The following is a 12,867-nucleotide window of genomic DNA, read 5'->3' as shown; positions in this document are numbered from 1 at the left end:
CAATTATTATACTAAATTTGAGAAAAATATTCTGACAATAAGCTCGATTTTAAAAAAACTGAAAGCATCTCAAACCCTTTGAATTTGGGGATAAATTCAGAAAATTATAATATTTTTCGGAGGAGAAATAAAGTTGGCATGATATTTGAATATATTAATGGCAATCGTTAGCTGCTCTAGAAAGAGTTATAAGTTAAAATTGAGGAGGTTTTATACCATGACCGCATGTAACAAAGAATTAGCATTAAAAGAAGCTCAGAGAGTTGTAGGCTATATCGAGAAGGCAGAGCTGTCAAAAGATGATAAAGACAGAATCGTTAAGGATTCCATTGCAAACTTTAATGAAAATGTTAATCCAGGATGGCTGGAATACAGAAAATCCGTGTCCGACAATGCCGCATTCGTTGAATGGACAGACTCTGTGGATCATTTTGAAGACCTTTATGGAACTCAGTTCATCGACTGCCTGGGAGGTTTCGGAATCTATACTTGTGGACACAGAAATCCTGAGATTTTAAAGACCGTAAAAGCGCAGCTTGACAGATACGCATTACATAGCCAGGAACTGGTAGATCCGCTCAGAGGTTATCTTGCAAATATTCTTGCGATGATTACTCCTGGAGATCTGCAGTATGCGTTCTTTACAAACGGCGGAGCGGAAGCAGTTGAAATGGCCCTTAAGCTTGCTCGTCTTGCTACAGGCGGAAGATGGTATATCTCTACGGTCGGTGCATTCCACGGAAAATCCATGGGAGCGATCTCCATGGGAGGAAAAGGCGCTTACAGAGAAGACTATGCTCCTATGATTCAGCAGGTTCAGCACGTAAAATACGGTGATGCCGATGCAATGGAAGCTGCTATTAAGAATCTTCAGGCAGTGGGTGAGAAGGTTGCCGGCGTTATCATTGAGCCAATTCAGGGAGAAGCAGGAGTTATTATTCCTCCGGCAGGATACCTGAAGGCAGTCAGAGAGATCTGTGACAAGTATGGCGTGGCTTTGATCTTTGACGAAATCCAGACTGGTATGGGAAGAACCGGAACCATGTGGAGATGTGAAGCAGATGACGTTACCCCGGACATTATGACCTACGGAAAAGCATTCGGCGGCGGAATCATGCCGATTACCGGTATTATTGCAAGACCTTGGTGCTGGGGAGAAAAGCTCATTGAGAATCCATGGATTCTTGGATCACCAACCTTCGGTGGAAATCCTCTTGCTTGCTCGGCTGCACTGTCAACCATCAAGTATATGCTTGAAAATGACATTCCAAAGGTTTGCAAAGAGAAGGGCGACTACTTCATGGAAAAGCTCGGCATACTGATGGAAAAATATCCGACAGTTCTGAAGGCTGTAAGAGGCGCAGGACTTTTGATTGCTATGGAATTCCCAGAAGCAGAAGTTGGATACAAAGTGACAAAGGGGCTGTTCGAAAGACACGTAATGACAGCAGGAACACTTGTTAATGCCAAGACCGTAAGAATTGAGCCACCTGCAACTTTATCCTATGAGCACATTGACGAAGTCATTTCCAAGCTGGATGAATCTCTTGCAGATGCAAAGGCTGAATTCCAGCTTTAAACAGAGTAACATGATCCCGGAGCGCCTAAGGCGCACCGGGATTTTTTCGGCTCTATGTCAAATGTTGTGGTAGAGCTCTCAAGTAAAATAAAAAATAAGTAAAAATGTGTTTCAATCCAGCGAAGGTCAATCCATCGCTGGATTGTTTTATGGGAACTAGTTGGTAAGGGCATAACAAAACAAGCCATATTGTAGGTAGGCCAGGAATTGGAACAGTCGAAATGATTCATTTTAATCAGGCTGCCATCATATGAAGGATTCGATTGCGAAAGCGGCTAAAATTTCGGACTCCGTAACAGTTTCGCTTCAAGACTTTGATCCGATTATTGCAGCCTTCCGTAAATCCGTTTGTATATCCCAGGCTAAAGGCTCGGAGTATGTAGGGCTGCCATTTGTTGATGATATCAAAGCATTTCTGAAACTCCTCTAGTTTTGCAACTCCTGCACATAGATTCCAGTTACTCAGATTCTTTTTTGCTTCGTAGATATCTTTGCTGTCCATAAATACATAAAAGTTTTCTTTCAACCAGTACGCTTTGCGGAGTTTCTCGGATACCGCCAGCATATTTTCAAGCTGCTGGCACTGCTCTTCGTTGAGCTTTTCCTGCCGAGATAGAAGTAGCCAGCGGCTTTTCTTGAAGTATTTACGTCGTTCATCACTGAATTTCTTTTGCTCGGATTTTCTCACGTTTTCTAGCGCCCATGTCACATACCGGCAAACGTGGAACTTGTCCGTGATTACACTGGCCTCTGGAAAACAGAGCGTCATAACATCTCGGAATTGAAGGCTCATATCCATCACTAGATATTGAACCTGTTTGCGCTTTTCCAGAGGAAACTGAAGGAAGTAGGCGATCAAATCATCGCTTTTCTTGGAAGGAAGAATATCTAGGACCTTATGCTTTACAGGATCAGTGAGAATGCACTGAAATTTGCGCCCACCTGCGTTCCCTTGAATTCATCGATAGAAAGAACCCTTGGCAACTTTGGAAGCGGATATGATACTCTATCGAAGATTCTTATCGCTGTTCCAGTAGAAATGCCGTTCCTTTTTGCGATAGATGCAGTGGATTGTTCACAGCTGTAATCATGCAATACTTTAGAGGTTAGTCGTTTTGTATTCCGCTGATATCGTGCAAGAAACGATAACCTTTCCTGAAAGACAGTTCCACAGTGAGGGCAGTAATATCTGCGCTTTCGCACATGGAGCAGGCAGTGCAGCCCTTGTAACGGCAGGTCCTTTACAAGCTGTTCGCGGTAGGAATGCGTTCTCTTCGTTCCATGACGGCAGACCGGGCAAACCTGCATCTGAAGTCTAGATTCCAGCCACACATGAATCTGATTGTTAAAATTCTCGACTCTGGTTACAATTACATCTTTTAATCCCAGCAAGTCTGCTGTACAATTTGGGTAGAGCATAAGCTAATCTCCTTTCGAAATGGTGTGTGGTAACTTCATTCTACTTGAGATCTGCTTTATGCTCTATCTTTTTTGCAAAAAACAAAATGCTGTGGCATTTTAATTTCTAAAACACCACAACATTTATTATAGAGCCATTTTTTCGATTCCTACGACAGAAAGTAAGAATCGATCTCGTCGTAATATGCGTTATTTTGTAGAATCATTTTGGCTTTTGTAAGTAAAAGAAGCCTCCAAAATAAATATCAAAATTATCAAAATCTTCGAATATATTTTGATAATTCTGCCAAATATATTACTGATTTGCTGTGGATAAATTGGTATAAAATGTTCAAATTTCAATGTTTTTAATTGGTATATATAACTATTACACAAAAAAAGGTATACATTTTGGCTAATTGTGGTATAATGATAAAGTCTTAATTTAAGACAAGGAAAGAGAGGGAAAATAGATATGGCAAAGAAGCTTGTATCTGTGTGGCTTTCATTGACTGTCTTACTTTTCTCATCAATTTCTATATATGCTGAAGAAAACGTTCAAGGAGATTTTTTTATTAAAGAAATCGTTGTTAATGGGGAAACGATTGACAACGACCATTTACAGTTTCCATTTTTTCTGTACAAAGACACGACTTATTTCCCATTGACACCTGAGATGGGAGAGATATTCGGCATTAAGACCGAATTTGATTTTGAAAGCCGCACACTTAAACTTTTGAAAACTGAGCCATCACTGGTGAACATCAGTGAACGGTGGAAGAAGAACGAAAGAAAGGAGATCGAGACCCAGACATTCAGCGATGCAAAGGTCCTTATGTATGAGTTGGACTATCAAAGCTTAGCAAAAGTTCTGGGAGGAGATACCGCTAAAGTAAACTCGGACATCAGCGAGGAGACAGAAGGTACCGTAAGCGACGAAGTAATAAAGATTCCGCAGCTGTCGGTCAGGGAATTGGACCTTGGGGGTCTGCCTGTATTGACCAGAGACAAAGTAGTATATCTTCCACTTAAGGCTATGTCTGGAAAAGACGGATTCGCCTGGGATGTGTATTACGACTCCTATACTGGAATCTATGTTAGCACAAAAGAAGGGACTCCTGCAAAATCCTATTGGAAAGAAGCAGAGTCAAAATATAACAAAGGATTAGTAAACTATATCCGTGAGTACAATGGAAGTTATTCCGAAAATAAGGCACAGGAACTGGTATTTATGTTCAAGCATGCTGCGGAAACTTACAAGATTGATGAGAAAATCCTCATGGCTGTAGCGCATAAAGAAAGCACCTTCAACTCCAAAGCCAGAGGGAGCAGCGGCTCGCTCGGCATGATGCAGGTAATGCCTTCGACAGGGGCCAGATATGGTCTCGGTGAAAGCCAGCTCCTGGATGCTGAAACCAGTATCAATTTTGGAGCGATGTATCTCAGTGAAAGAATTGCAGCCTACGGCGGCGATGTTTCCAAGGGATTCTCCGCTTATAATCAGGGATCCGTTGCAGTTAACAGGGGATCCTACTCCACGAGATATGCCAATAGAATTATTGGTACAGTCGACGGAATCAGCTCTTACCTTACCTCACATGGGTATGGTTCCGGCAATTGATTCAGTGAAGACAATCTCGAGTAATAAAAAACATGACAGTAAAAGCATATAGAAATTAGCAAAAAACCGGGGAATGCCCCGGTTTTTTGTATTGTACTGAACTGCAATAGGTCCTCTCTGATACCTTTCATAGAAGTCTATTTGCGATATTCTAGGCACCATTTAGCACAATATGAAATGGTAGATAATACAAGCAAAATTGTAATCAGCAATATGCTGGCAAAGTATACGCTAACTTCTTCATGGGTAAACAATGAGAACAATTTTATTCCGCCAATGATTGCAATACTCAATATTAATCCGCCTGTGAGAACGATATATGATATTTTCGTAGCTTCTGCGACAATTATTTTTTCCCGTTCATCTGAAAATGCAAGTTCATGAATATCTGTTTTACTCCATTTTAATCTCTTTGAAACCATATAATATAGGATAGGATAGAGAATCAAATACACGCCGAGCATTATAGGATAGATTGATAAAGTTACACTGAATCCCACGCTTTGAATTGAATTTATCTCTGAAAACGGAAATAAAAAGGCTAATCCAACTAATAAAAATAATATTACATTCCCTGTGCTCTTAATTATAATTTTTTTCATTTAATAATCTCCTTTTGAAATATTTGTTCAATCGGTGTATCCAGCACCTCGGATATTCTCATGGCTAAGAGCAGGGAAGGAATATAACTGCCCTTTTCTAAAGAAATAATCGTTTGTCTTGTAACTCCCACCAACTCAGCCAGCTTGCTCTGTGAGATATCCTTTTGTATCCGCAGCTCTTTTACAATATTTAATAATGTTTCCATAGGTTTTCACCTCCATTAGAAATAGTATAGTTGACTTTACATGTAAAGTCAACTATACATAAAATAATATTTAGGAAAGATAAAATACGAATGATAGTTTTTATGATGAAATCCTAAGTTCGGGAAAACATAAAAACAGACGAATAAAGTGATAAAATTTCATATAATATTCGTATTTTTTATTGTAATATTAAAATAAAGCTGATAACATGAGATTGGATACAGAACAAATCGCAACAAACACGAACGTTCAATGGAATTGTAAAATCGATCATACGGATTATTTTAATAAACCATACCGGTTTGGACTTCGTGATTTTTCGGAATGAATGCCGTCAGGCGGTAGAGAAGATCCGAACATCGTGTTAAGGAGGGCAATATGGTACGCCGTATTTATGTAGAAAAGCAAAGGGGCTTTGATATAGAAGCCCAGGGTTTATATGAAGATTTAAAAGAAAACCTAAATTTAGAAGGATTAGAATCTGTCAGAGTAATCAACCGCTATGATATGGAAGGAATGGATGAAGCTTCCTACCAAGCGGCGAAATATACGGTTTTTGCTGAGCCTGCAATCGATTGTGCCTTTGATGAGGCAATTTCTATCGAAGCAGGTTCTCGTTTTTTTGCCGTGGAATTTCTCCCGGGACAGTATGATCAGCGAGCAGATTCTGCAGCGCAGTGTCTAAAACTGTTAAACGTGAATACCGAAGCTGTGGTTCAGTTTGCAAGATTGATCGTACTTTCCGGTAATCTTTCCGATCAGGAGTTTACGTCAGTCAAGGAGTACTGCATCAATCCCGTTGACTCTCATGAAGCAGCTCTTGATAAGCCTGAGAAGCTGGAACTTTTGACCTCATCCCCGGAAAAAGTAAAGGTGCTTGAGGGATTTACGGAGATGGCAGATGAAGAGATCGCAGAGTACCGTAACGAACAAGGCTTTGCGATGAGCAGTGAGGATCTGAAATTTGTCCGGGATTACTTTGAATCCGAAGAAGGAAGAAATCCAACGGTAACCGAAGTGAAGGTGATCGATACGTATTGGTCTGATCACTGCAGACATACCACATTCCTTACAAAGATTAAGGAGGTAAGCTTCAAGCAGGATGCCTATTCTAAAGTCGTCGAAAAAGCCTTTCAGGAATATTTGAATATCAGAGATGCGGTCTACGGTGAGAACGCAAACAATCGGGATATGAGTCTGATGGATATGGCAGTAATCGGTGCAAAATATATCAAGAAAAAAGGTCTGGCGCCCGACCTGGATGAATCCGATGAGATTAATGCCTGCAGCATTAAAGTGAAAGCGGATATTGACGGCAGGGAAGAGGACTGGCTTGTGATGTTTAAAAATGAAACGCACAATCACCCGACGGAAATCGAACCCTTCGGAGGCGCTGCAACCTGTCTGGGCGGAGCGATCAGAGATCCTCTGTCAGGAAGGGTTTATGTATATCAGGCCATGAGAGTAACCGGCAGCGGTGATCCCAGAACAAGACTTTCTGATACTCTGCCCGGAAAGCTTCCGCAGAGAATCATCACCAAAGGAGCTGCAAGGGGGTACAGCTCTTACGGCAATCAGATTGGTCTGGCAACGGGCCAGGTTACGGAAATCTATCATGACGGCTACATGGCCAAGCGGATGGAAATCGGAGCGGTAATCGGTGCTGCGCCCGCGTCCCACGTCTATCGGGAGCAGCCCGCCTCCGGCGACTGCATCGTACTCATCGGAGGAAGAACCGGCAGAGATGGCTGCGGAGGAGCGACAGGTTCCTCAAAGGGGCACACCCTGGAATCCATACTGACCTGCGGGGCAGAGGTACAAAAGGGAAATCCGCCTGTAGAGCGTAATATCCAGAGATTATACCGCAAAGAAGAAGCGGCGCGGCTAATCAAGCGCTGTAACGATTTCGGAGCAGGCGGCGTTTCTGTTGCCATCGGCGAGCTGGCCGACGGAATCGATGTTAATCTCGACCTGGTACCGAAGAAATATGAAGGTCTTGACGGTACAGAACTGGCAATCTCTGAGTCACAGGAGCGTATGGCTGCCGTCATTGCTGAAAAGGATATAAAAGAATTCATTCAATATGCAGAAGAAGAAAATTTGGAGGCCGTTGTCGTTGCAAAAGTCACAGAACATCCTAGATTTCGGATGTTCTGGCGAGGTGACTGCATCCTGGATCTGAGCAGAGCCTTCCTCGATACCAACGGTGTGAAGCAGGAAATAACCGTATCCGTTTCGGATGATGCGCTTGGCAATACTGGCTTAGAGAATCAGTCAAAAGCGGCAGAGGATGTGAATGGTAGAGCGAATGCCAGTACAGAAACATTTACAAAACGCATTGCACAGGAACTCAAAGCTTCCGTTGCAGGCCTGAATGCATGCAGCCAAAAGGGTCTCATAGAGATGTTTGACAGCACCATCGGAGCAGGAACCATTCTGATGCCTCTGGGCGGAATGTACCAGCTGTCACCAGCAGCCGGTATGGCGGCCAAGCTTCCCGTAACCAGCGGTGATACCAATACTGCTACGTTGATGACATATGGTTTCGATCCACAGCTGTCATCTCAGAGCCCATTCCACGGAGCCTACTTTGCAGTCATTGACTCCGTAACGAAAATAGCCGCTATGGGCGGAGATATTTCCAAAGTTAGACTGACCTTTCAAGAGTATTTCGAGAGGCTTGGGGATGACCCCGAAAAATGGGGTAAACCGTTCGCAGCACTGCTGGGAGCACTAAAAGCGCAAAAGGAGCTGGAGCTTCCGGCTATCGGAGGAAAGGACAGCATGTCCGGTTCCTTTATGGACCTTCATGTTCCGCCTACACTGGTATCCTTCGCGGTAGGCATCTCTGAGGCTTCTAGCGTGGTTTCCACGGAGCTGAAGCGTACAAACAGCCGCATCGTGCTTCTGTCACCGGAAAAAGACTGCGATGGTCTGCTGAATCATGAAACATATCGTGAAACGATGAAGCGGATTCGTAAGCTGGCAATGGAAGGAAAAATTCTCTCCGCCAATACGGTGGGAGAAGGAGGACTCTTTGTTTCTCTCTTCAAAATGGCCGCAGGAAACAAAATCGGCGTTTCCCTCATGCCCTTGGCGGAAGAGGAACTGAAACTTCCGGATTACGGTGCACTACTTTTGGAAATTGATAATGACCTGAAAATAGAAGAAATTTTTGAAACCATAAACTTCAGAGTGATTGGATTTACCCGCAGCAATCCTGCTATCACAGCCAGACTCAGGCTTAATTATGAAGGGCCTCCAGAAGTACTTCTGGCACAGTTGAAGCAAAGCCTGATGAATCCGGCTCAGGAGCAGTTAGAACCAAGTCTGACGGATCCGGCCCAGGAGCAGCTGGAGCAGAATTTGATGGAATTTGACCTGGATGAGCTGATCAAGGCGTGGACAGAGCCTCTTGAAGGCGTATTCCCCACTATAAAAAAGAGCGCGGACGCTGAGAAAGCACCTGTGGCAATCTCCTGCAACATGAGAGAGAGCCACCGCCCTGCCATTAAAATCGCCCGGCCAAGGGTTTTCATTCCGGTATTCCCCGGAACCAACTGCGAAGTGGACACCAAACGGGCATTTGAAAAAGCAGGCGCAGAAGCGGATGTCATGATTCTAAGAAACCTGAAGCAAGCGGAGCTCATTGACTCCATCGAAGAGATGGTTAAGAAAATAAAAAACAGCCAGATGATCATGATCCCAGGCGGTTTCAGCGGAGGAGATGAACCCGATGGTTCCGCAAAATTTATTACCGCAGTTTTCAGGAATCCGTCAGTAAAAGAGGCAGTAGAAGAACTCCTTCAAATGCGTGATGGCCTGATGCTGGGAATCTGTAACGGATTCCAGGCACTGATCAAGCTTGGGCTGGTACCTTTCGGCAGAATTACCGAGCCGGAGGAAGGAAGTCCAACGCTGACCTATAACCGGATCGGCAGACATGCCTCCTGCCTGGTAAGAACCCGGATTGCATCGGTCAAATCGCCTTGGCTGGCAAACACAGAGGTTGGAGAAGTTCATACTGTTCCCGTTTCCCACGGGGAAGGCAGATTTATCGCCGCCGATGGCGTGATTGAAGGGTTGATCAGGAATGGGCAGATTGCGACCCAGTATGTGGATCTGGATGGAAAGCCCTCTATGGAGACCCGTTTCAATCCCAATGCGTCGGTGCTGGCAATTGAAGGAATCACGTCCCCCGACGGAAGAGTCTTCGGCAAGATGGCACACTCAGAACGAATCGGGGAAAACCTGTACCGGAATGTACCGGGCAGCAATGATCAGAGGATTTTTGAGGCAGGAACCTCCTATTTCCTTTAAGAAAACGATGATTCCTCCCGCAGGCATCCCCTGGTTCATTTTTAGCTTGACGGGGAGAAAAACCACACAATAGCAAGGAAAAAATGCATTGATATAATTTATATAGCAAATAAACGATGCGTGCTGATTAAGCAGCCGCAAAAAAAGGAGGAAGCGTATGAAAGCAGCCATCGTAATGGGCAGCAAATCTGATTATCCCGTGGTACAGCGGGCGGAAGGGATTTTAAAGGAATTTGGAGTTGATTGTGAAACGAGAATTATCTCTGCCCATAGAACCCCCAGAATTGCAGAAGGGTTTGCCTCTGCAGCAGAAGAAAACGGGATTGAGGTAATCATCGCCGCTGCAGGAAAAGCGGCCCACCTCGGAGGCGTTCTGGCAGCCTTTACACCACTGCCCATCATCGGACTTCCCATCAAGTCATCCACGCTGGACGGACTGGACTCCCTGCTCTCCATCGTACAGATGCCCAAGGGCGTTCCTGTAGCTACCGTAGCCATCGACGGAGCGGAGAATGCCGGGCTACTGGCAGTGCAAATCCTGTCTGTGAAATATCCGCAGCTGAGAGAGAAGATGAAGGAATATAAACAGAAGATGGAAGAAGAAATTATAAAAATGGATCTATCTTTACAGCCATAACGCAAAGCTGTTCGCGATTTTGATATTTTATTAGCTCTGTCTCATGATTTTTTCTGCGCAAAAATGTGAAGGATCGCATTCTTTGCTGGGCTGCTAAAGGCAGCTAGAAAAAATCTCATTCGTCAAAGCAGTAAAATATAACAAAATCGTTCAATGCTTCGCTTATATGACAGTAAAGATAGCACGACTAGACAACCCGATTTTTATAATTGTGTAGAAATGAAATAAAGGAGGATTTGAAAATGGAAAAACTTGAAATGTTGTATGAAGGAAAAGCAAAGAAGGTATATCGTACGGATGATCCGAAATTATATATTGTAGACTATAAGGATGATGCGACAGCGTTCAACGGAGAAAAGAAGGGAACCATTTCAGAGAAAGGTGTAGTAAACAACACCATGTCTGCCATCATCTTTGGGATGCTGGAGAAAAAGGGCGTTCCCACACACCTTGTAAAGCTCCTCAGCGACAGAGAGACCCTGGTAAAAGCGGTGAAGATTCTGCCTCTTGAGGTCATTGTCAGAAACGTTGCTGCAGGCTCCTTTTCAAAGAGATACGGCGTGGAAGAGGGCAGACCTCTTGCAAAAGCGGCTTTGGAGTTCTCCTATAAGAATGACGATCTGGGGGATCCGCTGATCAATGATGACCATATTCTGGCCCTTGAGCTGGCAACGGAAGAACAGCTTGCCACCGTAAAGAAATATGCCCTCATCGTAAACAACGCACTGAAGGAATTCTTCCTGGATAAGGGACTGAAACTCATCGACTTTAAGATCGAATTCGGTGTTGCAGACGGTGAAATTCTTCTGGCTGACGAGATCTCTCCTGACACCTGCAGACTCTGGGATGTGAACACCAATGAGAAAATGGATAAAGACAGATTCAGAAGAGACATGGGAAATGTGGAAGAGACTTATCAGGAAGTACTGGCGAGAATTAAAAAATAATGACCCGAAACAGCGTTTTCTACCAATTATTTTGGAAACACTGTAAGGAATTGGAACGGAGGTGAAATTCCTCTTGATACAGGAGAAAGAAATGCTCAAAGATTATGATATCAACAGTGCGCTCAGGGAGCTAGAAGAAGATAAAGTATTCGACGAATGCGGCGTTGTGGGCGTTTACGCCCCCGGCAAAGAAGACATTGCTAGATCGGTATACTTCGGACTGCATTCTCTGCAGCATAGAGGGCAGGAGAGCGCCGGAATCGCATCCAATAAAGACGGAAAAATTCAATATTATAAAGAGATGGGGCTGGTTCAGGAGGTCTTCAATGATGAAATCATCGCAAGACTTCAAGGTGATATCTCCATCGGCCATGTAAGATATTCTACCTTTGGAGAAAGCCATGCAGTGAATGCCATGCCTTTGGTGGTCTATCACAAGGGCGGAAGTCTTGCCCTTGCCCATAATGGGAATTTAGTCAATGCAGGGCTGCTGAGGGAAGAAATGCAGGACCGAGGAGTCATCTTTCAGACCTCCATCGACTCTGAAGTTATCGCAGCACTCATTGCAAGATATATCAGGGACAATACCATTGAAGAAGCCATTATGAAAACCCTTGAGATTGTGGAAGGCGCTTATGCGCTGGTCATCACCAGCGGAAATAAGCTCATCGGCGTCCGTGATCCCAACGGTATCCGGCCGCTTTGCATCGGAAGAACCGCAGAGGGTTACGTGCTGTCTTCGGAAAGCTGCATCTTCCCGCTGCTGGGAGCAAAGTTCATCCGGGATGTAGAACCGGGAGAGATTGTTGTCATTGAAGACAGAGAACTTAAATCCATGCGGTTCAGCAAAGGGAAGCGCAGGGCGATCTGTGCCTTTGAATATGTCTATCTGGCCAGACCTGACAGCGATATCGATGGCAGAAGTGTCTATATGGCTAGAACACAGGCGGGAAGAACCCTTGCAAAGGAGCATCCCGTTGATGCGGATATGGTCATCTCGGTGCCCGATTCAGGAACTGTGGCGGCCATCGGATATGCAGAGGAATCGGGCATTCCCTACGGCGAAGGCTTGATTAAGAACCGGTATGTGGGCAGAACGTTCATCCAGCCGGATCAGAGAATGCGGGAACTGAGCGTCAGGCTAAAGCTCAATGTTCTCAGGGATAATGTAAAAGGAAAGCGGATCATTATGGTGGACGACTCGATTGTCAGAGGAACCACCAGCGGCAAGATCGTAAAGATGCTCAAAGATGCGGGTGCACTTGAGGTTCATATGAGGGTCAGCTCACCGCCGGTAATTCATTCCTGTCATTTTGGCATTGACACTCCCGAGGAGGATCAGCTGGTTGCGGCAGCCCATAGCCAGGAAGAAATACGGAAAATGATCGGTGCGGACAGCCTGGGGTACCTAAGCGTTGAGGGCCTGATGGATTCCATCCATTTGGGTGAGGATAAGGTCTGCTTCGCATGTTTCAACGGGGACTATCCTATGGCGCTTTCCGATGAAGAAGCAAAAGAAAACGGTACGTTAGCCGATAAAGAAAGTGAGGAATAAG

Annotated in this window: 10 protein-coding genes; 6 read left to right on the top strand and 4 right to left on the bottom strand. The window is 44.5% G+C overall.

From position 1 onward, the window contains the following. Positions 1–217 precede the first annotated feature (217 nt). A complete protein-coding gene (locus tag FRZ06_14965; GenBank protein ID QOX64549.1) occupies positions 218–1,579 on the top strand; it encodes a putrescine aminotransferase in 1,362 nt (453 codons plus the stop codon). 235 nt (positions 1,580–1,814) lie between these two features. Here the strand turns inward: FRZ06_14965 and FRZ06_14960 are convergent, their stop codons facing one another. Both FRZ06_14960 and FRZ06_14955 read right to left on the bottom strand, forming a co-directional pair. Then, entirely contained in the window at positions 1,815–2,537 is a 723-nt protein-coding gene (locus tag FRZ06_14960; protein QOX64548.1) for an ISL3 family transposase, read from the bottom strand. Further along, positions 2,483–2,998 (bottom strand): transposase, encoded by a 516-nt coding sequence (locus tag FRZ06_14955; GenBank protein ID QOX64547.1) that lies wholly within the window; start codon positions 2,996–2,998, stop codon positions 2,483–2,485. The genes FRZ06_14960 and FRZ06_14955 overlap by 55 nt, the downstream gene beginning before the upstream one ends. A gap of 454 nt (positions 2,999–3,452) precedes the next feature. Between FRZ06_14955 and FRZ06_14950 the strand changes: the two genes are divergently transcribed. After that, positions 3,453–4,598, top strand: a complete 1,146-nt coding sequence (locus FRZ06_14950) for a lytic transglycosylase domain-containing protein (GenBank protein ID QOX64546.1) — start codon at positions 3,453–3,455, stop codon at positions 4,596–4,598. A gap of 137 nt (positions 4,599–4,735) precedes the next feature. Here FRZ06_14950 and FRZ06_14945 read toward each other — a convergent pair whose 3' ends face one another. Together FRZ06_14945 and FRZ06_14940 are read right to left on the bottom strand one after the other, a co-directional pair. Further along, positions 4,736–5,200: a hypothetical protein gene (locus tag FRZ06_14945; GenBank protein QOX64545.1), complete on the bottom strand. Its 465-nt coding sequence runs from the start codon at positions 5,198–5,200 to the stop codon at positions 4,736–4,738. Further along, positions 5,197–5,406, bottom strand: coding sequence for a helix-turn-helix transcriptional regulator (locus FRZ06_14940; GenBank protein QOX64544.1), 210 nt, complete (start codon positions 5,404–5,406; stop codon positions 5,197–5,199). The genes FRZ06_14945 and FRZ06_14940 overlap by 4 nt, the downstream gene beginning before the upstream one ends. A 379-nt stretch (positions 5,407–5,785) precedes the next feature. On the opposite strand from FRZ06_14940, the gene FRZ06_14935 reads away from it, so the two are divergent. The 4 genes from FRZ06_14935 (at position 5,786) to FRZ06_14920 (ending at position 12,866) form a co-directional block, all read left to right on the top strand. Beyond that, positions 5,786–9,727 carry a phosphoribosylformylglycinamidine synthase gene (locus tag FRZ06_14935; GenBank protein ID QOX64543.1) on the top strand — a complete coding sequence of 1,314 codons (3,942 nt, stop codon included), beginning with the start codon at positions 5,786–5,788 and terminating at the stop codon, positions 9,725–9,727. A 157-nt stretch (positions 9,728–9,884) separates the two neighbouring features. Next, positions 9,885–10,364 carry a 5-(carboxyamino)imidazole ribonucleotide mutase gene (gene purE, locus FRZ06_14930; protein QOX64542.1) on the top strand — a complete coding sequence of 160 codons (480 nt, stop codon included), beginning with the start codon at positions 9,885–9,887 and terminating at the stop codon, positions 10,362–10,364. Between the two features lie 242 nt (positions 10,365–10,606). Then, positions 10,607–11,311 carry a phosphoribosylaminoimidazolesuccinocarboxamide synthase gene (locus tag FRZ06_14925; GenBank protein QOX64541.1) on the top strand — a complete coding sequence of 235 codons (705 nt, stop codon included), beginning with the start codon at positions 10,607–10,609 and terminating at the stop codon, positions 11,309–11,311. A 91-nt stretch (positions 11,312–11,402) separates the two neighbouring features. Beyond that, a complete protein-coding gene (locus FRZ06_14920) occupies positions 11,403–12,866 on the top strand; it encodes an amidophosphoribosyltransferase (GenBank protein ID QOX64540.1) in 1,464 nt (487 codons plus the stop codon). The last annotated feature ends 1 nt before the right edge of the window (position 12,867 follow it).

The organism is Clostridiales bacterium (assembly GCA_015243575.1).
Classification (GTDB): Bacteria; Bacillota; Clostridia; order Peptostreptococcales; family Anaerovoracaceae; genus Anoxybacterium; species Anoxybacterium hadale.
The sequence above is the reverse complement of the archived record's forward strand: the minus strand, read 5'-3'. Positions and strand labels throughout refer to the sequence as shown.

Bases quoted from the DNA above. Each gene is read 5' to 3' on its own strand.
- FRZ06_14965 (QOX64549.1), top strand. From the start codon at position 218: ATGACCGCATGTAACAAAGAATTAGCATTAAAAGAAGCTCAGAGAGTT.
- FRZ06_14955 (QOX64547.1), bottom strand. From the start codon at position 2,998: ATGCTCTACCCAAATTGTACAGCAGACTTGCTGGGATTAAAAGATGTA.
- FRZ06_14950 (QOX64546.1), top strand. From the start codon at position 3,453: ATGGCAAAGAAGCTTGTATCTGTGTGGCTTTCATTGACTGTCTTACTT.
- FRZ06_14945 (QOX64545.1), bottom strand. From the start codon at position 5,200: ATGAAAAAAATTATAATTAAGAGCACAGGGAATGTAATATTATTTTTA.
- FRZ06_14940 (QOX64544.1), bottom strand. From the start codon at position 5,406: ATGGAAACATTATTAAATATTGTAAAAGAGCTGCGGATACAAAAGGAT.
- FRZ06_14935 (QOX64543.1), top strand. From the start codon at position 5,786: ATGGTACGCCGTATTTATGTAGAAAAGCAAAGGGGCTTTGATATAGAA.
- purE (QOX64542.1), top strand. From the start codon at position 9,885: ATGAAAGCAGCCATCGTAATGGGCAGCAAATCTGATTATCCCGTGGTA.
- FRZ06_14925 (QOX64541.1), top strand. From the start codon at position 10,607: ATGGAAAAACTTGAAATGTTGTATGAAGGAAAAGCAAAGAAGGTATAT.
- FRZ06_14920 (QOX64540.1), top strand. From the start codon at position 11,403: ATGCTCAAAGATTATGATATCAACAGTGCGCTCAGGGAGCTAGAAGAA.